The organism is Microbacterium sp. Leaf203, assembly GCF_001421275.1.
Lineage (GTDB): Bacteria > Actinomycetota > Actinomycetes > Actinomycetales > Microbacteriaceae > Microbacterium > Microbacterium testaceum_A.
The window spans coordinates 235960-257917 of record NZ_LMKF01000025.1 but is presented as its reverse complement, the minus strand read 5'-3'; the positions used below and the strand labels follow the sequence as shown (position 1 = coordinate 257917).

Sequence of the window (21958 nt, the reverse complement as noted above, 5' to 3'; positions counted from 1 at the left end):
TCTCCTCGGTCGGGTGTTCTCTGAGGATGCTGGCTCAGCGGAGCGTTCGAGCTGGTCGACCGCTCCGATCAGCCCGGCCCGGTCCGCACACGAGGTGCGGGCCGGGCCGAGTCCGAAGAGATGTTTACTTGATCGACGCGAGCGTCTCGGCAGCAGCCGAGAGCACCGAGTCGGGCAGCGGCGCGGAGCCGGCGTTCTTGGCCGCGACCTGCTGGCCGAGCGTGCTGGTCACGAAGCCGAGGTACGACTTGACGAGCTCGGACTGCTTGGCGTCCTTGAACGTGGTGCAGGTGACGGCGTACGACACGAGCGGGATCGGGTACGTCTCAGCGGTGAGCTTCGAGTAGTCGAACTTCTTCGACAGGTCACCGGCGACACCGTTGCTGGCGTCGACCGCGGCGGCCGCGAAGGTCGCGGTGACGGCCTCGGGGCTGTAGGCGATGGCGGTGCCGTCCTGGATGATCGATGCGGCGTTCAGGCTGCCGATGGCGGAGTGGTCAGCGTAGCCGATGGTTCCGGTGCCGGCCTTGACGGCCTCGACGACGCCCGAGCCACCCTTCTGCTTCGACACGTTGCCCTCGATGGGCCAGTCCTTGCCCGCGGGCGAGGTCCAGACCGACGACTGCGTCGCGGCGAGGTAGTTGGTGAAGTTCTGCGTGGTGCCCGAGCCGTCGGAACGCGCGACGGTGGTGATGGCGCCGGCGGAGAGGGCCGTGCCGTTGTCCTTGGTGATGGCCGGGTCGGACCAGTCGGTGATCTGCAGAGCGAAGATCTTCGCGATCGTCTCGCCCGAGAGCTTCAGGCTCGTGACGCCGGGGATGTTGAAGATGATGGCCACGCCATCGAGGTAGACGGGGATGTTGACGCCACCCTCGGTGCAGAGGGCCTTGGACTGGGCCGTCTGGTCCGCGTTCAGCGGCGAGTCGGAGCCGGCGAAGTCGTACGCGCCGCTGAGGAAGTTGGTGACGCCACCGCCGGAGCCCTGCGACTTGTCGTAGTTGATGGTGACGCCCTTGGCCTGGGCGTTGTACGCGCTGGTCCACGCGGCCTGCGCGTTGGCCTGGGCGCTCGAGCCACCCGCGGTGATCGTGCCCGAGAGGTTCGGGTCGACGGTGAACGCGACGTCGGACGAGGTCGACGAGGGGGTCGAGCCCGCGGCGTCGCCGGAGCCCGAGGGGCCGGCGCAGCCGGCGAGGGTCAGGGAGGCCACGGCGGCCACGGTGCCCAGCTGGGCGAGTCGGGAGAGCTTCACGGTGTGAATCCTTCGCATGTCGGGAACAGGAACCCGGTGCAGGGTTCGTCGTGAACGGTAAACAGCGACTGCTAACAGACTGCGTTGCACGGGTGAACGGAAGGTGAACCGGGGCGGCCGTTCCGGGGTGTTTTCCCGGGGGTTGTACTGTTCATCCCCGTGACGACCTCCGCTTCCGAAGCTCAGGCCCCGCTCGACCGTACGGGGGCCGCGGCTCCCGCGCGCACCCTCATCGACATCCTCGCAGACGTCGCGTCTCGGCATCCGGAGGCCTCCGCGATCGACGACGGATCCGGAGCCCTCAGCTACCGCGAATTGCTCGCGCGGGTGAGGCGGACGGCGGCGGCCCTGCACGAGGCGGGCGTGCGTCGGGGCGACCGGGTGGGCGTGCGCATGCCGTCCGGGTCGAAGGAGCTGTACGTCTCGATCCTCGCGGTCATGGCGGCGGGCGCCGCTTACGTGCCGGTGGATGCCGATGACCCCGACGAGCGCGCGCGCCTGGTGTTCGGCGAAGCCGGGGTGCGCGGCATCGTCGCGGGGGAGGGGGAATTCGTCGCGGCCGAGGGTGATCTCGTCCGTCTCTACGACGGAGAGGCGCCGCACCCCAGCACGAGCGCCGTCCCCGTCGTCGCCCCGCCCACGATCGACGACGACGCGTGGATCATCTTCACCTCCGGATCCACGGGCGTCCCGAAGGGCGTGGCGGTGTCTCACCGTTCGGCGGCGGCGTTCGTCGAGGCGGAGGGGCGGATCTTCCTGCAGGGCGAGCCGCTCGGCCCCGGCGACCGCGTGCTGGCCGGACTGTCGGTCGCGTTCGACGCCTCGTGCGAGGAGATGTGGCTCGCCTGGGGACACGGGGCGTGCCTCGTGCCGGCTCCTCGTTCTCTCGTGCGCTCGGGGGAGGACCTGGCCCCGTGGTTGCTGCGGCAGGGGATCACGGTCGTCTCGACCGTTCCGACCCTCGCCGCGATGTGGCCGGCCGACTCGATCGAGAACGTGCGCCTGCTGATCTTCGGCGGAGAGGCGTGTCCGCCCGAGCTCGCCGCTCGCCTCGTGGCCGAGGGGCGCGAGGTGTGGAACACCTACGGTCCGACCGAGGCCACCGTCGTGGCGTGCGCGGCTCCGCTCGACGGCTCTCTGCCCGTGCGCATCGGCCTGCCCCTCGACGGGTGGGCCCTCGCGGTAGTGGATGCCGAGGGACTCCCCGTCCCCGAGGGCGCGGTGGGCGAGCTGATCATCGGCGGTGTCGGCCTCGCCCGGTATCTCGATCCCGCGAAGGACGCCGAGAAGTACGCACCGATGCCGACCCTCGGGTGGGAGCGGGCGTATCGCTCGGGAGACCTCGTGCGCTTCGAGCGCGAGGGGCTGGTGTTCCAGGGACGCGCGGACGATCAGGTCAAGGTGGGCGGCCGCCGGATCGAGCTCGGTGAGGTCGAATCGGCGCTGCAGGATCTTCCGGACGTGAGCGCGGCGACCGTGGCCGTGCGGACCACTGAAGCGGGGGTGCCGGTCCTCGTCGGCTATCTCGTGATGGAGCTCGGAGCCGAGCTCGATCGCGGGGCTGCCCGTGCGGCTCTCGCGGAACGCCTCCCGGCCGCGACCATCCCCCTCCTCGGCGTGGTGGACTCCCTGCCGGTCCGCACCTCGGGCAAGGTCGACCGCGCGGCCCTCCCGTGGCCTCTGCCGGGGGTGGAAGCCCCCGCCGCGACGGACTTCTCGGTCGACGAGGCCTGGTTGGCCGAGCAGTGGCAGGCCGTCCTCGGTATCCCCGTCACCGAGCGCAAGGCCGACTTCTTCGATCTCGGTGGGGGGTCGCTCGCCGCGGCGCAGCTCGTCTCGCGCATCCGGGCACGGGTGCCGGAGTTCTCGGTCGCCGACATCTACGACGTTCCGCGCCTCGGGGCCATGGCCAAGGCGCTCGGGCCGCAGCTCTCCGACGAGACGCCCGCCGCCTTCCACCGCGCCGAACCGACGCCGCGCACCACCCAGTGGGCGCAGACCCTCCTCGGCGCTCCGCTGTTCATCCTCTCGGGTGTGCGGTGGCTGCTGTACCTGCTCACGGCCTCGGCGCTCCTTCGGCTCGTCCCCGGATTCGACGTGCTGCCGTCGGTGCCCTGGCCGGCTCTCGTCGTCGGTCTCCTCGTCTTCGCGACGCCGTTCGGGCGCATGGCGATCGCCGTGGCATCCGCTCGACTTCTTCTCTCGGGCGTGCGCCCCGGCGACTATCCGCGGGGCGGGTGGGTGCACATCCGGCTCTGGCTCGCCGAGCAGATCGCCGATCAGGTGGATGCCGTGGGTCTGGCCGGAGCCCCCTGGGTGTCGTACTACGCCCGGGCGCTGGGCGCGCGGATCGGTCGGAACGTCGACCTGCACGCGTTGCCTCCCGTCACGGGAATGCTCGTCGTCGGCGACGGGGCCTCGATCGAGCCCGAGGTCGACCTGACCGGGTACTGGATCGACGGCGATCTCGTCCGCATCGGCGAGGTGCGCATCGGCGCCGAGGCCACGGTCGGCGCTCGCTCGACGCTCGCACCCGGCACCCGCATCGGTCGCCGTGCCGAGATCGCGCCGGGCTCGGCCGTCTTCGGACGCGTCAAGGCGGACCAGTCGTGGGCGGGATCGCCCGCCGTCCGCGTGGGCGGGACGGCGAAGGGGTGGCCGACGCACCGGCCCCCGGCGCCCACCCGCTGGCTGTGGGCCTACGCGGCATCGGCGGTGGTGCTCGCTCTTCTCCCGCTCGCCTCCTTCACCGTGGGCGGTCTCGTCGTGGCGCAGGGGATCCGCGGGGCGGACGATCTCGGCCACGCGGCCGCGGGCGCCTTCGCCTGGCTCGTCCCGGGTGTCGCCGTCGCGGGCCTGGTGTTCGCGGCATCCGTGGTGCTTCTCGTGCGCGTGATGTCGATCGGCCTCACCGAGGGCACCCATCCGGTGCGCAGCCGCGTGGCGTGGCAGGCGTGGACGATCGAAAGACTCCTGGATGCCGCCCGCACGGTGCTCTTCCCCCTCTACTCCTCGCTGTTCACGCCCGTGTGGCTGCGCCTGCTGGGTGCGCGCGTCGGACACGACGTCGAGGCCTCGACGGTTCTTCTGATCCCGTCGATGACGCGCATCGAAGACGGGGCGTTCCTCGCCGACGACACGATGGTCGCGTCGTACGAACTGCGCGCGGGGTGGATGCGCATCGGGCCCGTACGGATCGGCAAGCGCGCCTTCCTCGGCAACTCCGGAATGGCCGCGCCCGGCCACCGCGTTCCGCGGGACGGGCTGGTCGCCGTGCTGTCCGCGGCGCCAATGAAGGCCAAGGCGGGATCGTCCTGGTTGGGCTCGCCCGCGGTGCGCCTTCGCCGGCTCTCGGCCGAAGGTGACGAGTCGCGCACCTATCGACCGACCGCGAGCCTGCGTCTCGCGCGGACGCTGTGGGAGCTGTGCCGCTTCGTGCCGGTCGTCGTCACCTGCGCGATCGGCCTCGGCGTGATCTTCGCTCTCGCCGCGCTCTGGGTCGTGCTCGGTCCGGTGTGGACGCTGCTGTTGTCGGGCGTCGTGCTGCTCGCGGCGGGGGCTGTCGCCGCGGGGGTCTCGACCGCGGCGAAGTGGGCCATCGTCGGCGTGATCCGCGCGGGCGAGCAGCCGCTGTGGTCGAGCTTCGTCTGGCGCACCGAAGTGTCGGACACCTTCACCGAGATGGTCGCTGCCCCGTGGTTCGCGCGCGCGGCGGCGGGAACCCCGGCGCTCGCCGTCTGGCTGCGCAGCCTCGGCGCGAAGATCGGTCGCGGCGTGTGGTGCGACAGCTACTGGCTGCCCGAACCCGACCTGGTCACGTTGGGCGACGCGTCAACCGTCAACCGCGGATGCGTCGTTCAGACGCACCTGTTCCATGATCGAATCATGAGTATGGATACCGTCGAGCTGGAGCCGGGGTCGACCCTCGGTCCGCACAGCGTCGTCCTCCCCGCCTCCACCCTCGGCGCGCACGCGACCGTGGGGCCCGCCTCGCTCGTCATGCGCGGTGAGACCGTCCCGGTCGGTTCGCGGTGGAGCGGCAACCCCATCGGTCCGTGGCGCGCGGTGAAGGTGCGCGCGTACCAGTCGACGACGTGAGCGTGGCCGACCCCTACGCCCCGCAGAGCGGCGACCTCTCGTACGACGTCGAGTCGTACGACCTCGCGATCGGCTATCGCGTCCGCACGAACCGCCTCGACGGCGTCGCCACGATCGTCGCGGTCGCGCGCGAGGACGTGTCGTCGTTCGCTCTCGATCTCGTCGGCCTCCGAACGTCGCGCGTGCGCGTCGACGGGGCGGTCGCGCGATTCTCGGCGGGGCCGCGGACCCTGCGTGTGACGCCCCCGCACGCTCTCGCCGCCGGAGACCGCTTCGAGGTCGAGGTGACCTACGCGGGTGCGCCCGCTCCCCGCCGGTCGCGGTGGGGAACCGTGGGCTGGGAGGAGCTGACCGACGGCGCTCTCGTCGCGGGGCAGCCCATCGGCGCCCCGACGTGGTTCCCGTGCAACGACCGCCCCGACAACAGGGCGCGCATGCGCCTCGAGATCACGGTCGACGACGGCTACGCCGCCGCCGCCACCGGCGTCGCGGGGTCGAGCACGCGGCGGGGTGGTCGGACGACGACGACGTTCGTCTCCGACGTCCCCACGGCGACGTACCTGGCGGCCGTGCACGTCGGTCGGTACCGCACGCGTCAGCTCGAGGGCACCGGTGACGCCCTGGTGCCCGCCGTCACGGTCACCGCCCCTCCCGCCCTGACCGCCGCGGTCGATCGCGCCTTCGCGACGGTGCCCGACATGCTGCGGGCCTTCGACCGCTTCTTCGGGCCGTACCCCCAAGAAGCGTGCACCCTCGTGGTGACCGCCGACGAGCTCGAGATCCCCCTTGAGGCGCAGGGGCTCGCCGTGTTCGGGATGAACCACCTCGTTCCCGCCGCGCAGCGTCTGGTGGCGCACGAGCTGGCCCACCAGTGGTTCGGCAACAGCGTGGGCATCGCCCGGTGGAGCGACATCTGGCTCAACGAGGGCTTCGCCTGTTACGCCGAGTGGCTGTGGTCGGAGACCTCGGGAGGGGCCTCCGTCGAGTCGTGCGTCGCGGACTACTACGCGCGACTCGCCGCGAAGCCGCGCGACCTCCTGCTGGTCGATCCCGGGCCCGATGACATGTTCGACGACCGGGTCTACAAGCGCGGGGCCCTCACGCTGCACGCGCTGCGGCGCACGCTCGGCGACGAGGCGTTCTTCGATCTCCTGCGGTCGTGGACGGCGGACCACCGCCATGCCCTCGTCACCACGGATGATTTCCGCGCCGCGGTCGAGCGCGCCGGGGGACCGGATGCCGCGGCGGTGCTCTCGCGGTGGATCGACGACGTGGCATTGCCCGTGCGACCCTGACGGCCGGCTCGCGTCGTCGTCAGGGTCAGAGGCCCGAGGCGCTCTCCACCGCCACGGCGAGCACGACGTTCGTCGGACCATCGAGGTCCCACCCGCGCCATTCGCGCGGGAGGCCCTCCGCGGGGGACGGACCGCGTGAGGCGGACGGGAGGATTCGAGCCACCCACGTGTCCCCGTGCCCCTGGACGGCGACCCGTCGAGCATCGACGGTCAGCCCGCGTCCGTCGGCTTTCAGGACGGCCTCGACGCGCGCCCACGTCCGGGCGGGCGCGGCGCTCGACCCGCCGGCATCCGCCCACGCTTCCGGAGCAGGCGACTCGAGATCGTCCGGTCCTGGGGGCGCGAGCCGGGGAAGCACCCGCTCCAGACCCCCCGCATCGGTGGGCACCGCATCCAGACCGACGCGCTCGAGACCCTGCGCTGCCACCGCGACGGCCCACCCCTCGACGTACGACACCGAGACCGCGGCATCCGCCCCCTCCACGTGGATGCGGCCATGGTCTCCGCCGCACGCGGGGCATCGCGAACGGAACCGCGCGCCCGGCAGGAGCTCGGTCAGGAGCGCCCGCGACACGTCGCGACGCGGGGCACCAGCAGGGACCTCGCGCCAGGCGAGTCGGATGCCGGTGGGGAGCGTCACACCTTCGGTTCGTGCGTCTCGATGGCCACGATGCCGGCGCCGGGGTGCTCGACGGGGATGTGCACGACCGAGAACGCCGCGGGCTCCAGCGCCGAAGCGCTCCCGAGGTACGAGCCGCCCATGGTTCCGGTCGCGAGCGCGAGCTCGTGCAGGATGTCGGGCAGGACGGGTCGGTGGCTCGACACGACGACCGGCTTGCGCGCGCGCACCCGTTCGCCGATGAGCGACCGGGCGTCGGCGCGGCCCTCTTCCCACGCGTCCTGGCTGACGGCCTCGGTCAGGTGGACGCGCTGGCCAAGCGCCTGGGCGAGGGGAGTGGCGGTGCGGACACAGCGCTCGGCGGGGCTCGAGTAGACCCGACGCACACCGAAGGCGAGGAGGGGACCGACGATCGCCTCGGCCTGGCGGCGCCCGCGCGGGGTCAGGGGGCGGGCGCTGTCGGAGCCCTCCCACCCCTCGCGGGCCCGCGCCTTGCCGTGGCGCAGCACGACGATCGGGAAGGTGGGCAGGGCCCCCTCTTCGACGATCCGCGTGAACTCGTCGAGGATCTCGATGTCGACGGGGTAGCTGAGGTTCTTGCGGGCCTTCTTCAGGCTCACCCACTCGATCGCCGCGACCTCTTTGTTCGGCACGAACGTCGAGCTGCGCACGGCGGCATCGGTCGCCTCGGCCGCCCAGTAGTGCACAATCTTGGTGCGTGAACTCGGCATCCGGTATCGAGAGACCCCGACGGGCACCCCCAGCGAGACGCGGATGCCGGTCTCCTCACGGATCTCGCGCACCGCGGTCTCGGCGAGCGTCTCGCCGGGGTCGACCTTGCCCTTCGGGAGGGTCAGATCCCGGTACTTCGTGCGGTGGATGAGCAGGATGCGGAGCTTCCCCTCGACCTGCCGCCACACCACACCGCCGGCCGCGTAGACAGCGGTCTCGATCTCGGTCTTCGTCACCGCGCCGTCCGGGCCCGACGCTTGCGCTGGACGAGAGTCATCGTGTGCTCCTGCAGGTCGATGAGGGGCGCCCCGGCATCGTCGACGCTGTGCCGCGTCCACTCGCCCTCGGACCCCAGGTGCCATGAGCTCGTCCCGTCGTCCATCGCGAGGGTGAACAGGGTCGTCAGCTCCTGCACCTGCACGGGGTCGACCACGCGGACCAGGGCCTCGACGCGGCGGTCGAGGTTGCGGTGCATCATGTCGGCGCTGCCGATGAACACCTGCGGGTCGCCGTCGTTCTCGAACGTGAAGATGCGGGAGTGCTCGAGGTAACGGCCGAGGATGGAGCGCACCGTGATGTTCTCGCTCATCCCGGGGACGCCGGGCTTGATCGAGCAGATGCCGCGCACCCACACCTCGACGGGCACGCCCGCCTGGCTCGCGCGGTACAGGGCATCGATGATCTCTTCGTCGACCATCGAGTTGACCTTGATCCGCACCCCCGAGGGCTTGCCCTCGAGAGCGTTGCGGCGCTCCTTGTCGATGTGGCGCAGGAGCCCTCGGCGCAGGTGCAGGGGTGCGACGAGCAGACGCTTGAACTTCTTCTCGATCGCGTACCCGCTCAGCTCGTTGAACAGACGCGTGAGGTCGCGACCGACCTGGTCGTCGACGGTGAACAGGCCGAAGTCCTCGTAGATACGGCTCGTCTTGGGGTTGTAGTTGCCCGTGCCGACGTGGCTGTAGTGGCGCAGGCGCCCCTCTTCTTCGCGGATGACGAGAGCGAGCTTGCAGTGGGTCTTGAGGCCGACGAGACCGTAGACGACGTGGACGCCCGCCTTCTCGAGCTTGCGCGCCCAGACGATGTTGTTGGCCTCGTCGAAGCGGGCCTTCACCTCGACGAGCGCGAGCACCTGCTTGCCGGCCTCGGCCGCGTCGATGAGCGCCTGCACGATGGGGCTGTCGCCCGAGGTCCGGTACAGCGTCTGCTTGATCGCGAGCACGTGCGGGTCGCGGGCGGCCTGCTCGAGGAAGGCCTGCACGCTCGTCGCGAACGACTCGTAGGGGTGGTGCACGAGCACGTCGCCCTTGCGGATCGCGCCGAACAGGTCGGCGCGGCCGTTCTGCTCGGGCGGCTGGAAGGCCAGAGCCGTCTTGGGCACATGCGGCGGGTAGCGCAGATCGGGCCGGTCGATGCGCGAGAGGTCGAACAGGCCGCGCAGATCGAGGGCGCCGGGCAGCCGGTAGACCTCCTGCTCGGTGATGTCGAGCTCGCTCAGCAGCAGCGAGCGGGTCACGTCGTCCATGTCCTCGGTGATCTCGAGGCGGATGGGCGGGCCGAAGCGGCGACGCAGGAGCTCGGCCTCGAGCGCCTGGATGAGGTTCTCGGTCTCGTCCTCTTCGATCGTCATGTCCTCGTTTCGCGTCAAGCGGAACGCGTGGTGATCGAGGACCTCCATCCCGGGGAACAGGTCGCCGAGGTGGTTCGAGATGAGCTCCTCGAGCGGCAGGTAGCGCACGCCGGGCCCGTCTCCGCCGATCTCGACGAAGCGGGGGAGCATGGGGGGCACCTTGAGACGCGCGAACTCCTGGCGGCCCGTGCGGGCGTTGCGGATGCGGATCGCGAGGTTCAGCGACAGGCCGGAGATGTACGGGAACGGGTGCGCGGGGTCGACGGCCAGCGGCATGAGCACCGGGAAGACGTTGCGCTGGAAGTACTCGGTGAGCCGCTCGGCGGTGGGCTCGTCGAGCGAGCCCCACGTGACGACCTCGATACCGGCGTCGGCGAGAGCGGGGCGCACCTTCTCGGTCCAGGCGGCCGCGTGGCGCAGCTGCAGGCGGTGCGCCTCGGCCGAGATGTCGGCGAGTACGTCGAGCGGGGCCCGACCGACGTTGGTCGGGACGGCCAGGCCCGTGACGATGCGGCGCTTGAGGCCGGCGACGCGCACCATGAAGAACTCGTCGAGGTTGCTGGCGAAGATCGCGAGGAAGTTCGCGCGCTCGAGCACGGGGACCGTGGGGTCTTCGGCCAGTTCGAGCACGCGCTGATTGAACGACAGCCAGCTGATCTCGCGGTCGAGGTAGCGGTGGTCGGGAAGCTGGTCGTCCTCGGCCTCTACGGCCTCGTCGAAGTCGTCGTCGTCGGCGTCGCCGAGACCGGCATCCAGCGAGTCGTGTTCCATCATCCCCACATCATTGCAGGGGTCGGTGACACGGGAGTGAACACGCGGTGCGTGTGGCTTTATGCGGAGGGGGATGCCGCGGCGGGGGCGTCGTCTTCGTAGACGTTGAACCGGTAGCCGACGTTGCGCACCGTACCGATGAGCTGCTCGAGATCGCCGAGCTTCGCGCGCAGGCGTCGCACGTGCACGTCGACCGTGCGCGTGCCGCCGAAGTAGTCGTAGCCCCAGACCTCGCTCAGCAGCTGTTCGCGCGTGAAGACGCGCGAGGGGTGCGTGGCGAAGAAGTGCAGGAGCTGGAACTCCTTGTAGGTGAGGTCGAGGGGCTTGCCGTGCACCTTCGCCGAGTAGGACGACTCGTCGATCGTGATGCCCGAGGTCTGAATGCGCGTGGAGACCTGATCGGCGGCGCGACGGCCCATCGCGAGTCGGATGCGCGCGTCGATCTCGGCGGGACCGGCGCCGACCAGGACGACGTCGTCGATGCCCCAGTCGGTGGAGACCGCGGTGAGTCCGCCCTCGGTGACGATCAGCACGAGCGGCGCCTCGACGCCGGTGGTCGTCAGGATCTTGCTGAGCGACTTCGCGCCGACCAGGTCGAAGCGCGCGTCGACGAAGATGACGTCGGCGCTGGGGGCGTTCACCAGCTGCGCGGCCTCGGCGGGGATCTGTCGGACGCGGTGGCTCAGCAGTTCGAGCGCAGGCAGGGCCGCGCCGCCGCCCGGGGCGGAGCTGAGTACCAGAAGCTGTGCCAAGAGGACCTCCCGTGCGGCGTGCCGCGCACCCGATCATCTTAGGGTGACGGGCGCAGCCCCTCGACACCGGCGCTGCGCGTGCGCGTCGGGGGCGTCGTGGGTGATGATGGGGGCATGTCCACGCCCGACCTCGCGCCGCGCCGCACCTTCGGCGGCGTCGTCGCTGTGTGGGTGCTCGCCGCCGTCGCGGGTGTGCTCATCGGTTTGTTCGCCCCCGAGCCCTGGCGCGCGCAGTGGATCACCGTGGCCCTGGGCGGCTGCATCATCGTGGCCTTCGCCGTGCAGCTCTGGTACGGCCGATCGCAGGCCTTCATCCAGCGCATGGCGCTGAGCAGCGTCGGCGCCATGGTGGTGCTCGGCATCATCACTGCGGGGTTCGGTCTCGCCGCGCTGGTGTCGGGCTAGGATCGAGCTATGGACCTTTTCGCGCTCGAAGCGTTCTTCGTGGGACTTCTCGGCCTCGCCTCGCTGGCGATCGCCTTCGTGTCCGGGACGGTCATCTGGAACCTCTACCGCGGCCAGCGCTGAGCGCGTCGTGATCGAGATCCCGACCGATCTTCCGGCCGACCTCGTTCCGCTCTCGTGGTTGGTCGGCGTCTGGGAGGGCACCGGCGTCATCGACTACGAGGTCGACGGCCGATCCTTCTCGGGTGAGTTCGCCCACCGGGTGAGCTTCAGCCACGATGGCGGTGCGTTCCTGAACTACTCCGCCGACGCGTGGCTCCTCGAGGGAGAAGAGCGACGACCGCTCGTCTCCGAGATCGGCTACTGGCGCCTCGCACGGCCGGTCGGCGACGCCGATGCCGGTCCGGGACTGCTCCCGGCGACCGCGGCCCCGGTGACCCGGACGGCCGACGACGTCGAAGCGCTCCGCAACGCCGACGGTGGCTTCGACATCGAGGTGAGCCTGGCGCACGCAGACGGCATCCTGGAGCTTTACGTCGGGCAGGTGAAGGGCCCGCGCATCGATCTGGCGACGGATGCCGTCGTCCGCACGGCCGGAGCGAAGTCCTACACCGCGGCCACCCGCCTCTACGGTCTCGTCGACAATCACCTGCTGTGGGCCTGGGACATCGCCGCCCTCGGTCGCGAGCTCGGCTCGCACGCCTCGGCTCGACTGGCTCGGGCGGAGTGAGCATGACCTCGTTCTCGGACGTCCCCGGTGCGGTCGTCGACGACCGGGGCCTCCGCCACGTCGGTGCTCCCGTCGCGGAGCAGCGCCGCTTGGCATCCGGATCCGCCCTCGCCCCGCTCGGTGACCGCCGTATCATCACGGTATCGGGCGAGGATCGCCGTAGCTGGCTCGATTCCCTGTCGTCGCAGGCGCTCACGCACCTGGCGCCCGGGGTCTCGACCGAGTTCCTCATCCTCGACCCGCAGGGGCGTGTCGAGCACGCCGCTTCGGTGGTCGACGACGGCGAGATCACGTGGCTCCTCGTCGACGCCTCCGACGCCGAGGCCCTCGCGACCTGGCTCACGCGCATGCGGTTCCGCCTGCGCGTCGTGGTGACGGATCGTTCGGACGAGCTGTTCGTCCTCGGTGGCACGCGCGAGGCCGTCAGCGCCCTCACGACCGTCGCCCCGGTCTGGGTCGATCCGTGGCCCGACGTCTCTCCCGGCGGCTGGGCGTACGCCCGTGTCGACCCGCACCCGGGTGCCGACCGCGACTGGGCCGAAGCGATCGTGGATGCCGCGGAGTACGAGCGCGTGATCGCGTCCGCCGCGGCGGGGCAGACGGCTCTGGCCGGTCTCGACGCCGTCGAGGCGCTGCGCGTGGCCGCGTGGCGTCCCCGGGTGTCCGTCGACGCCGACGAGCGGCTCCTCCCGCACGAGATGGATTGGCTCCGCACGGCGGTGCACCTGTCGAAGGGCTGCTACCGCGGCCAGGAGACGGTCGCCAAGGTGCACAACCTCGGTCACCCGCCGCGTCGCGTCGTGGCGTTGCAGCTCGACGGCAGTGACAACGTCCTCCCCTCTCGCGGAGACGTCGTCCGCGCGGGCGACACCGTGATCGGCGCCATCACCTCGGTCGCCGTGCACCACGAGGAGGGCCCCATCGCCCTCGCCCTCGTCAAGCGCACCGCCCCCGAGGGCGAGCCCCTCGTCGTCGACACCGCTGATGGCCCGCTCGCCGCCGCAGCCGAGACGGTCGTGCCGGCCGACGCCGGGGCCACCGCCTCGGTTCCCCGCTTGCCGCGCCTCGGGCGCCGCCGCGCCGCGGAATGAGCACCGACGACTCCTCGACGACCGTCGGGGTCGTCGTCGCCCGTTCGCGCTGGCGCACGACGCTGGGTCGTCGCTTCGTCCGCGTCCGCGAGTCGCTCCCCGCGATCGCCCAGATCGTCGTCGCCGCCACGGCCGCCTTCGCGTTCGCCCACGTCGTCCTCGGGCATCCGGTGCCGCTGCTGGCGGCGACCGTGACGGTGTCGAGCCTGGGCCTCGTTCGCGACGCACGTCCGTGGCGGGTGGCCGAGACGGTCATGGGCATGCTGGTCGGCATCCTGATCGCCGAGGTCGTGCTGATCGTGGCGGGCGCGGGATGGTGGCAGATCGCCCTCGCGATGACGGTCACGCTCGTGGTCGCGCGCTTCCTCTCGCCGCAGCCGGGGTTCGCGCTCGCCGCGGTGGTGCAGTCGCTCATCGCCCTCGTCCTGGTCTCGGGCGTCCCGTTCCTCCGCCTGGTCGACGGCGCGGTCGGGGGTGTCGCGGCGCTGATCGTGACCGCGCTCATCCCGCGCACTCTGCGTCGCACCGAGCTGCGCGACGCCGACGAGCTGTTCGACGCGATGGACGCGGCCATGGACACGATCGTTCGGGCCCTGCGCAAGGGCGACCGGGCTCGGGCGGAGCGCGGTCTCGAGCGTGCCCGTTCGCTGCAGACCTACGTCGACGCGTGGAGCGGGTCGCTCGAATCCGGTCGCGAGGTCGCCCGCATCTCGCCGTTCCTGCGCCGCCAGCGGACCGAACTCGACCGCCATGAGCGAGTGCGCGGGGCGCTGGATCTCACGACGCGGAATCTGCGCGTCGTCGCTCGGCGTGCGGCGTACCTCTGCGCCGACGGCGAGAGCCGGCCCGTTCCCGCCGACCTTCTGGCCGAGCTGGCCCGAGGGGCGGGGCTCGTGCGCGACGGCCTCGACGACATCTCGCTCGAGCCCGTCGCCCGGGAGGCGATCGGGGCGGTCGCTCGGCGGCTCGATCCGGCGGCCCTCCTTCCGGACGGACGCGTCGGCGAGCTCAACCTGATCGCGGCCCTGCGTCCGCTCGCCGTCGATCTGCTCGTCGCCGCCGGGATGCCCTCGGCCGACGCGCGCGAACTCCTGCCGCGCGTCTGAGGCTCAGCGCGGAGCGACGGCCTCCCACGCCACGCCCACCTCGCCGAGTCTCCACCGCTCGCGGCGCAGCAGGGGCCACCCCGCGTCTGCCAGGGCCCGCATCGCCGTGCGCCAACGGTGGACCGGCCCGAACGGGGCGACCACCGCAGCGCGGGTCCACTCCCGATCGAGGGATGCCACGAACTCGTGCACGCGCTCGCCCTCGACGTTGCGGTGGATCAGGGCCTTCGGCAGACGTTCGGCGGCGATCGCGGGGGAGTCGAGCTCGGCGAGACGCAGCGAGAGGGTGAGGCTGCGGGGAACGGCATCCGCCCCCACCTCGGCCCAGGTCGCGATGCGACCGATCTCGTCGCAGGTGCCCTCGACCAGGATGCCGTCCGGCTGCAGCCGCGCGCACATGCGGCCCCAGGCGTCGGCGACGTCGTCCTCGTCGTACTGCCGCAGGACGTTCATGGCGCGGATGACCGCGGGACGACGGCTCCCGGGCAGCGGCACCTCGAACCCGCCGCGCGCGAAGGACACGCCCTCGACGCCGACGGCCTGCTCGCGCGCCCGAGCGACGCGGTCGGGGTCGATCTCGAGACCGAGGACCTCGGCATCCGGTCGCTGACTGCGCAGACGGGCGAGAAGCTCGAGGGGTGTCACGGCGCTGGCTCCGAAGCCCAGGTCGACGACGAGGGGGTCATCGGCGCGGCGGAGGACGGGGTGACGGGCGATCCAGCGATCGATCCGGCGGAGGCGGTTGACCCCGGTCGTGCCGCGTGTGGGCCGGCCGACGGGGGAGGGGGTCACCCGAACATTTTGCCAGGCCTCGCGGCCCCGGTCCGCGGCGCTCGTCTCGGTAGCATGGAGTCATGCCTCACACGCTGATCCTCCTCCGCCACGGGCAGAGCGAGTGGAACAAGACCAACCAGTTCACCGGCTGGGTCGACGTGCGACTCACCGATCAGGGCAAGGCCGAGGCGAAGCGCGGCGGCGAGCTGCTCGCCGAGTCCGGCGTTCTGCCCGACGTGCTGCACACCTCGGTGCTGAGCCGCGCGATCCAGACGGCCAACCTCGCCCTCGACGCCGCCGACCGCCTCTGGATCCCTGTCAAGCGGTCGTGGCGCCTCAACGAGCGTCACTACGGCGCTCTGCAGGGCAAGGACAAGGCGCAGACCCTCGAGGAGTTCGGCAACGAGCAGTTCATGCTCTGGCGCCGCTCGTTCGACGTTCCGCCGCCGGCGCTGCCCGCCGACGACCAGTACAGCCAGGTGGGCGACCCCCGCTACGACGGCATCGACGGCGCGGTGCCCGACACCGAGTCGCTGAAGATCGTCATCGACCGCATGCTGCCGTACTGGCACAGCGACATCGTCCCCGACCTGCAGGCGGGCAAGACCGTGCTCGTCACCGCGCACGGCAACTCGCTGCGCGGGCTGGTCAAGCACCTCGAGGGCATCAGCGACGCCGACATCGCCGAGCTGAACATCCCCACCGGCATCCCGCTGGTGTACCGCCTCGACGACGACATGAAGCCGCTCGGCCCGGGCGAGTACCTCGACCCCGAGGCCGCGGCCGCCGGTGCCGCCGCCGTCGCCGCTCAGGGCAACAAGCACTGACGCCGGAACAGAAGAGGGGGTGGATGCCGATCGGCATCCACCCCCTCTTCTCTTGTTCTGGGCTCAGATGACCGGGCTCGGTTCGTGAGCGGACTCGTCGTCGGCGCCGGCCCAGTCGCCCGTCGCGAGGTAGACGACCTTCTTCGCGACCGAGACGGCGTGGTCGGCGAAACGCTCGTGGTACCGGCTGGCGAGGGTGGCGTCGACCGTGGCGGTGGCCTCGCCCTTCCAGGAGTCGCCGAGCACCTTCTCGAAGACGCTGACGTGCAGCTCGTCGATGTCGTCGTCGGCGTCGCGAATGGCCTCGGCGATGCGCAGGTCCTGCGTGCGCAGCAGCTCGGCGAGCTTGCGCGCCACCTCGACGTCGAGCTCGCCCATGCGGGTGAAGGTGCTCTTCAGGCCCTTGGGGATGGCCCGCTCGGGGAAGCGCGAACGTGCCAGCTGGGCGATGTGCTCGGCCATGTCGCCCATGCGCTCGAGCGAGGCGCTCACGCGGAGGGCGGTGACGACGATGCGCAGGTCGCGGGCGACGGGCTGCTGGCGGGCGAGGATCTCGATCGCGAGCTCGTCGAGCTCTAAGGCCTTCTCGTCGATGACGGCGTCGGCTTCGATGACCTCTTCGGCGAGGGAGACGTCGCTCGTGCCGAAGGCGCGCGTGGCGCGGTCGATCGCGACGGTCACGAGGTCGGCGATTTCGACCAGTCGGCTCTGAACGTCCTCGAGGGACTGGTGGAATACTTCGCGCATGGCGGGTACCTTCCTCGTCGGCGGCACGGCACATAGGTGTCCCGCAACCCTCGGGGATTCTTCCCAGCGAAGGTTAACGAGTGGTGCTGTGACAGTGAATAGTAGCCTCTGCCGCGGCCTGCACGGGGGTGAACGGCCGGTGACGCCCGGGAGGCGGCTCTACGCTGGGGGCATGGAACAACCGCAGCTCGTGCTGCTCGCGCTCCTCGCAGGACTCCTGGTCGGGGCCGCGGTGGTCGGCCTCGTGGTCGCAGCCCTCCGCGCTCGCGACCGTTCCCTCGCACAGACCTCCTCGGAGGTGCCCGAGGGCGTGGAGGCCATGCTGGGGGCGATGGACGACCCCGCATTCGTCTGCGACACCTCATCGACCGTGCTGGCGCTCTCGCCGGCCGCCGAGGTGTTCGGCGTCCACGCCGGAGAGGTGATCGCCAGCGAGGAGCTCAAGCGCGTGTCCCGGGTGGCGCGCGACACCGGCTCGGGCATCGCCGAGAACCTGCGCCTGCGCCGCGGCGCCGCTCCCGCCGAACCGCGCCTCGTGGCCGTGCGGGCCACGCCCATCTCGGCCCGCCTCACCCTTCTCGTCCTGCGCGACATCACCGAGCACGAGCGCGTGGAAGAGATGCGGCGCGACTTCGTGGCCAACACGAGCCACGAACTGAAGACCCCCGTCGGCGCGGTGAGCCTTCTCGCCGAGGCGATCGAGTCCGCCGCCGACGACCCCGCCCAGGTGCGGCACTTCTCGTCGCGCCTGCAGGCGGAGGTCACCCGACTGGCTGCGCTCGTCAACCGCATCCTCAGCCTCTCGCGCCTGCAGGCCTCCGACGAGCTGCGCGACGTGCGCGACGTCTCGATCGACGAGGTCGTCACGGCCGCGGTCGAGGGGTACGCGATCCAGGCGGATGCCGCCCAGGTCACGGTGGTCCGCGGGGGGACGAAGGGCCTGTGGGTGCGCGGGGAGCCGCAGATCCTCACCGAGGCCGTCGGCAACCTGGTGGCCAACGCCATTGCCTACTCGCCCGAGGGATCGAAGGTCGGTGTGGGCATCAAGCTCGACGACACGGTCGTCGAGATCGCCGTCACCGACCGCGGGATCGGCATCCCCGAGAGCGACCAGCACCGCGTCTTCGAGCGCTTCTACCGCGCCGACCAGGCGCGCTCGCGCCGGACCGGTGGAACGGGACTCGGCCTGTCGATCGTGAAGCACGCCGTCCAGCGCCACGGGGGAGAGGTACGGCTGTGGTCTCGGCCCGACCGCGGCTCGACCTTCACCATCCGCCTTCCGATGTCGGAAGCTCCCGACCTCGAGAGCGTCCGCCCCAAACCCCGTCGCAAGGGCCGCAAGGGCTCCGCGACGACCCCCGTACCCGCGAAGGGAGACACCGCATGACCCGCGTTCTGATCGTCGAGGACGAACCCGATCTGGCCGACCCGCTGGCCTACCTGCTGCGCCGGGAGGGGTACGAAGTCGAGATCGCCGAGGACGGCGCCCTCGCGCTGGTCGCCTTCCGCGAGCGCGGAGCCGACATCCTCCTGCTGGATCTCATGCTCCCCGGGATGCCGGGGACCGAGGTATGTCGTCAGGTGCGTCTGACCTCGCAGGTGCCGATCATCATGCTCACGGCGAAGGACTCCGAGGTCGATATCGTCGTCGGTCTCGAACTCGGCGCCGACGATTACGTCACGAAGCCCTACTCGACCCGCGAACTCCTCGCGCGGATGCGCGCCGTGCTGCGCCGCCGCACGCCCGAGGAGGCCGACCTCGACGACCGGGTCCTGTCGGGCGGGCGCGTCGTGCTGGACATCGATCGCCACACGGTCGCCGTGGATGGCGGCGAGATCAACATCCCCCTCAAGGAGTTCGAGCTGCTCGAGGTGCTCATGCGCAACGCCGGTCGCGTGCTCACGCGCGGTCAGCTCATCGACCGCGTGTGGGGGACCGACTACTTCGGTGACACCAAGACCCTCGACGTGCACATCAAGCGGATCCGCTCGCGCATCGAGCAGAACCCGAGCGAGCCGAGCATGCTCGTGACCGTGCGCGGTCTGGGGTACCGCTTCGAGGCCTGACCCCGCGGGAACGACGAAGGCGCCGACGGAGACCGTCGGCGCCTTCGTCGTTCGTTCAGGACGCGGGCGTCGCGCTGGGAGTCGGGGTCGGCGTGGCCGAGGGCGTCGCCGGGATCGAGAACGTGGCCTCGGGGGTCGGCGCCAGGGGAGCGAGGTACTCGAGTGCACCGTCGAGCACGGGGACCTGGATGAGTGCGCCCTGTCCGTCGCCGGACTGGAAGTACACGGGCACGGTCGAACCGGGCACGGCGTCGATGTCGTCGAGGCGCAGCGGCTCGACGTCGTCGGCCAGGTCGCCGAGGCTGAGGGTCCGGTTGGCGGGGACGTTCACCGACGAGCGGACAGCGGTCGAACCTTCGCCGACCTCGAGGCGCAGCGTGAGCGGCTCGGTGGTGTCGTTGACGATGGCCGCGACGAAGTTGCCGGTGGTGCCGTCGTCGTTGGCGACGATCAGCGCGTTGCGCACGTGCAGCGGGCCGGAGTCGGCCGGCACGTTCACGCCGTCCGACGCGGAGTAATCGATGGTGGTCGCCTGCGGGGCGAGGATGTTGCATCCAGTCGTGCCGAGCACGACAGCGGCACCCACGGCGATGGACGCGATCAGGCGCGTTTTCACGGATCCTCCAAGATCGACAGACGGCATCCAGATCATCCTACGGGGTCCGCGGTGTCGAGCCGCCCCCACGCGCGCGAGGAGGGGAAGGCTGCGAGGTGGGCGGAACCTTAGCGCATGCGGGCCTGTGGTATCCTGGATGTTGCCGAAAGGACATAACTCCATGCTTTTTGAGGTTGGCGAGACCGTCGTTTACCCGCACCATGGCGCGGCCACGATCATCGAGGTCAAGGAACGCGTTATCAAGGGTGAGACGAAGAAATACCTGAAGCTCAACGTCACGCAGGGAGACCTCGTCATCGAGGTCCCGGCTGACAACGTCGACCTCGTCGGCGTTCGCGACGTGATCGGCAAAGAGGGTCTCGACCGCGTCTTCGAGGTGCTGCGCGCACCCTTCACCGAGGAGCCGACCAACTGGTCGCGTCGCTACAAGGCGAACCTCGAGAAGCTCGCGTCGGGCGACGTGATCAAGGTGAGCGAGGTCGTCCGCGACCTGTGGCGCCGCGATCAGGACCGCGGTCTGTCCGCCGGCGAGAAGCGCATGCTGGCCAAGGCCCGTCAGATCCTCGTCTCCGAGCTCGCTCTGGCCGAGAAGACCGACGAAGACCGTGCGAGCGTCGTGCTCGACGAGGTCCTCGCGTCCTGACGCCCCGGCGCCGGGACCCCCGCGCTGACGCCCCGTCCCCGTCGTCGAGAACCGATGACGAGGCCGGGGCTTTCGGCGTTCCGCGGCGCATGACGGGTCGCGCTAGCGTGAACGGGTGACTCTCACCCCCGTTCCCCGTCTCGCGGTCATCGTCGTCGCCGCCGGCTCCGGCACCCGTCTGAAGGGTGGAGCGCCGAAGGCGTTCGTCGGCATCGACGACCGGTCGATCCTGCACCACGCCCTGCGCGGTGTGTTCGCGGCGACGACCGCGCAGGTGGTCGTCGTGGTGCCCCCGGGGTACGAGGGCGAGGCGTTGACCGATGCGCGGGATGCCGCGGGCGATCGCGCCGATCTCGTCACCGTCGTGGTGGGCGGCGCCACCCGTCAGGAATCGGTCGTCGCGGGCCTCGACGCGCTGTGGGCCGACGTCGAGATCGTCCTGGTCCACGACGCGGCGCGCGCGCTGACGCCCGCCGCCGTCTTCGACCGTGTGGTCGCGGCGATCGACGCCGGAGCCGCGGCGGTCATTCCGACGCTCCCCGTGGTGGACACCATCAAGCGGGTCGATGAGGACGGACGCGTGGTCGGACCCGTCGACCGCTCGGAGCTCGCCGCCGCGCAGACCCCTCAGGGCTTCCTGCGGACCGTGCTCCGATCGGCGCTCGCGTCGGTCGATGTCGACCACACCGACGACGCGGCGGCCGTCGCCGCGGCGGGGCATTCCGTGGTCACCGTCGAGGGGGACGCCGTGGCGTTCAAGATCACGACCGGCCCCGACCTCGACCGTGCTCGAGCTCTTCTGCAGGCGATTCCCGCGGCATCCCTCGTCCAGGCGCCGGTGCACACGGCCCCGCGCGTGGGGATCGGCACCGACGTGCACGGTTTCGGCGGCGAGGGGACGCTCTGGCTCGCGGGGCTCGAATGGCCGGGGGAGCAGGCGCTCTCGGGCCACTCCGACGGTGACGCCGTCGCCCACGCGATCGTCGACGCGCTCTTGGCGGCCGCGGGTCTCGGTGACATCGGCACGCACTTCGGCACGGACCGGCCCGAATTCGCCGGAGCGCACGCCGCCGCCTTCCTCGCGCACACCGTCGGCCTGCTCGGAGCCGCAGGATGGCGCATCGGCAACGTGTCGGTGCAGGTGCAGGCGAACCGCCCGCGCTTCGCGTCGCGTCGCGTCGAGGCCGAGCAGGTGCTGTCGGCCGCCCTCGGCGGTGCGGCGGTATCGGTGAGCGCCACCACGACGGACGGTCTCGGTTTCACGGGACGCACCGAGGGTGTGGCCGCCTTCGCGACGGCATTGCTCCTGCCGGCCTAGAGCTCGCGCGACATGAAGGTCGAGAGCGGGTCGGGCGCGTAGGGCGCGAACGCCGGGCATTCGACGAAACCCTCGCTGGCGTAGAGGCGTCGCGCGGGCACGAAGTCGTCGGTGCTCCCGGTCTCGAGCCACAGACTCCGGATGCCGCGCTCCCGTGCATCGTCCATGATGTGCCGCAGGATGGCGCGACCGATCCCCTGGCCGAGGAAGCCCTCCACGACCCGCATCGACTTCAGCTCGGCCCGGCCCCCGTCGAGGTCCTTGCACGCGCCGATACCGGCGAGCTCGTCGTCCACCCACGCCGACCACACCGTGACGCCGTCGGCGGCGAGACGGTCCACGTCGAGCGCGTGCACGCTCTCGACGGGTGTGTTCTCGAGCATGCCGGCGAGGTGCGCGGCGACGAGAGCGCGCGTGGCGTCTCCGGACAGGTCATCGGGGCGGATCATGAGGGGCACTCCCGCACCCTAACGACCCCATGTTTCACG

Annotated in this window: 20 protein-coding genes; 11 read left to right on the top strand and 9 right to left on the bottom strand. The window is 71.0% G+C overall.

Translation table 11 applies throughout. The annotated features are described in order from the left end of the window. Positions 1–124 precede the first annotated feature (124 nt). Entirely contained in the window at positions 125–1252 is a 1128-nt protein-coding gene (locus tag ASE56_RS11170) for a phosphate ABC transporter substrate-binding protein PstS (RefSeq protein WP_056229305.1), read from the bottom strand. 159 nt (positions 1253–1411) lie between these two features. Here ASE56_RS11170 and ASE56_RS11165 point away from each other — a divergent pair, with 159 nt between their 5' ends. After that, on the top strand, positions 1412–5350 hold the full coding sequence (locus tag ASE56_RS11165) for a Pls/PosA family non-ribosomal peptide synthetase (RefSeq protein WP_082450443.1): 3939 nt from the start codon (positions 1412–1414) through the stop codon (positions 5348–5350). Further along, positions 5347–6645: a M1 family metallopeptidase gene (locus tag ASE56_RS11160; protein WP_056229298.1), complete on the top strand. Its 1299-nt coding sequence runs from the start codon at positions 5347–5349 to the stop codon at positions 6643–6645. Before ASE56_RS11165 ends, ASE56_RS11160 begins: the two co-directional genes overlap by 4 nt. A gap of 25 nt (positions 6646–6670) precedes the next feature. On the opposite strand, the gene ASE56_RS11155 is transcribed toward ASE56_RS11160, so the two are convergent. Genes ASE56_RS11155 through ASE56_RS11140 form a run of 4 tightly spaced genes read right to left on the bottom strand, consistent with a single transcriptional unit; the run spans position 6671 to position 11146 of the window. Continuing rightward, complete coding sequence (locus tag ASE56_RS11155; protein ID WP_056229294.1) at positions 6671–7285, bottom strand: hypothetical protein; 615 nt, start codon at positions 7283–7285, stop codon at positions 6671–6673. Next, positions 7282–8232 (bottom strand): NUDIX domain-containing protein, encoded by a 951-nt coding sequence (locus ASE56_RS11150; protein ID WP_235556980.1) that lies wholly within the window; start codon positions 8230–8232, stop codon positions 7282–7284. The genes ASE56_RS11155 and ASE56_RS11150 overlap by 4 nt, the downstream gene beginning before the upstream one ends. Further along, entirely contained in the window at positions 8229–10397 is a 2169-nt protein-coding gene (locus tag ASE56_RS11145; protein ID WP_056229292.1) for an RNA degradosome polyphosphate kinase, read from the bottom strand. The genes ASE56_RS11150 and ASE56_RS11145 overlap by 4 nt, the downstream gene beginning before the upstream one ends. Before the next feature lie 56 nt (positions 10398–10453). Then, positions 10454–11146, bottom strand: coding sequence for a winged helix-turn-helix domain-containing protein (locus ASE56_RS11140; RefSeq protein WP_056229289.1), 693 nt, complete (start codon positions 11144–11146; stop codon positions 10454–10456). A 114-nt stretch (positions 11147–11260) separates the two neighbouring features. Between ASE56_RS11140 and ASE56_RS11135 the strand changes: the two genes are divergently transcribed. The 4 genes from ASE56_RS11135 (at position 11261) to ASE56_RS11120 (ending at position 14478) form a co-directional block, all read left to right on the top strand. After that, complete coding sequence (locus ASE56_RS11135; protein ID WP_056229286.1) at positions 11261–11551, top strand: hypothetical protein; 291 nt, start codon at positions 11261–11263, stop codon at positions 11549–11551. A gap of 130 nt (positions 11552–11681) precedes the next feature. Further along, positions 11682–12281 (top strand): FABP family protein, encoded by a 600-nt coding sequence (locus ASE56_RS11130; protein ID WP_056229283.1) that lies wholly within the window; start codon positions 11682–11684, stop codon positions 12279–12281. Between the two features lie 2 nt (positions 12282–12283). Beyond that, on the top strand, positions 12284–13372 hold the full coding sequence (locus tag ASE56_RS11125) for a folate-binding protein YgfZ (RefSeq protein ID WP_056229280.1): 1089 nt from the start codon (positions 12284–12286) through the stop codon (positions 13370–13372). Next, positions 13369–14478 carry an aromatic acid exporter family protein gene (locus ASE56_RS11120; protein WP_176786384.1) on the top strand — a complete coding sequence of 370 codons (1110 nt, stop codon included), beginning with the start codon at positions 13369–13371 and terminating at the stop codon, positions 14476–14478. The genes ASE56_RS11125 and ASE56_RS11120 overlap by 4 nt, the downstream gene beginning before the upstream one ends. A gap of 3 nt (positions 14479–14481) precedes the next feature. On the opposite strand, the gene ASE56_RS11115 is transcribed toward ASE56_RS11120, so the two are convergent. Next, positions 14482–15270, bottom strand: a complete 789-nt coding sequence (locus ASE56_RS11115; RefSeq protein ID WP_056229272.1) for a class I SAM-dependent methyltransferase — start codon at positions 15268–15270, stop codon at positions 14482–14484. A gap of 62 nt (positions 15271–15332) precedes the next feature. Here ASE56_RS11115 and ASE56_RS11110 point away from each other — a divergent pair, with 62 nt between their 5' ends. Next, on the top strand, positions 15333–16079 hold the full coding sequence (locus ASE56_RS11110; RefSeq protein WP_056229269.1) for a phosphoglyceromutase: 747 nt from the start codon (positions 15333–15335) through the stop codon (positions 16077–16079). A 63-nt stretch (positions 16080–16142) separates the two neighbouring features. On the opposite strand, the gene phoU is transcribed toward ASE56_RS11110, so the two are convergent. After that, the gene (gene phoU / locus ASE56_RS11105) at positions 16143–16826 is read right to left on the bottom strand and encodes a phosphate signaling complex protein PhoU (RefSeq protein ID WP_056229266.1); all 684 of its coding nucleotides are present in this window, start codon (positions 16824–16826) and stop codon (positions 16143–16145) included. Positions 16827–16998: 172 nt separating this feature from the next. Between phoU and ASE56_RS11100 the strand changes: the two genes are divergently transcribed. Both ASE56_RS11100 and ASE56_RS11095 read left to right on the top strand, forming a co-directional pair. Then, the gene (locus tag ASE56_RS11100; protein WP_056229261.1) at positions 16999–18213 is read left to right on the top strand and encodes a cell wall metabolism sensor histidine kinase WalK; all 1215 of its coding nucleotides are present in this window, start codon (positions 16999–17001) and stop codon (positions 18211–18213) included. Next, positions 18210–18893, top strand: a complete 684-nt coding sequence (locus ASE56_RS11095) for a response regulator transcription factor (protein WP_056229258.1) — start codon at positions 18210–18212, stop codon at positions 18891–18893. The genes ASE56_RS11100 and ASE56_RS11095 overlap by 4 nt, the downstream gene beginning before the upstream one ends. Before the next feature lie 55 nt (positions 18894–18948). Here ASE56_RS11095 and ASE56_RS11090 read toward each other — a convergent pair whose 3' ends face one another. Then, positions 18949–19509 carry a hypothetical protein gene (locus tag ASE56_RS11090; protein WP_056229254.1) on the bottom strand — a complete coding sequence of 187 codons (561 nt, stop codon included), beginning with the start codon at positions 19507–19509 and terminating at the stop codon, positions 18949–18951. A gap of 160 nt (positions 19510–19669) precedes the next feature. Between ASE56_RS11090 and ASE56_RS11085 the strand changes: the two genes are divergently transcribed. Next, positions 19670–20152, top strand: coding sequence for a CarD family transcriptional regulator (locus ASE56_RS11085; RefSeq protein ID WP_056229249.1), 483 nt, complete (start codon positions 19670–19672; stop codon positions 20150–20152). A gap of 115 nt (positions 20153–20267) precedes the next feature. Then, positions 20268–21470 (top strand): bifunctional 2-C-methyl-D-erythritol 4-phosphate cytidylyltransferase/2-C-methyl-D-erythritol 2,4-cyclodiphosphate synthase, encoded by a 1203-nt coding sequence (locus tag ASE56_RS11080; protein ID WP_056229246.1) that lies wholly within the window; start codon positions 20268–20270, stop codon positions 21468–21470. Here ASE56_RS11080 and ASE56_RS11075 read toward each other — a convergent pair. After that, positions 21467–21919 carry a GNAT family N-acetyltransferase gene (locus ASE56_RS11075; protein ID WP_056229869.1) on the bottom strand — a complete coding sequence of 151 codons (453 nt, stop codon included), beginning with the start codon at positions 21917–21919 and terminating at the stop codon, positions 21467–21469. The two genes, ASE56_RS11080 and ASE56_RS11075, sit on opposite strands and share 4 nt — an antisense overlap. Positions 21920–21958 lie beyond the last annotated feature (39 nt).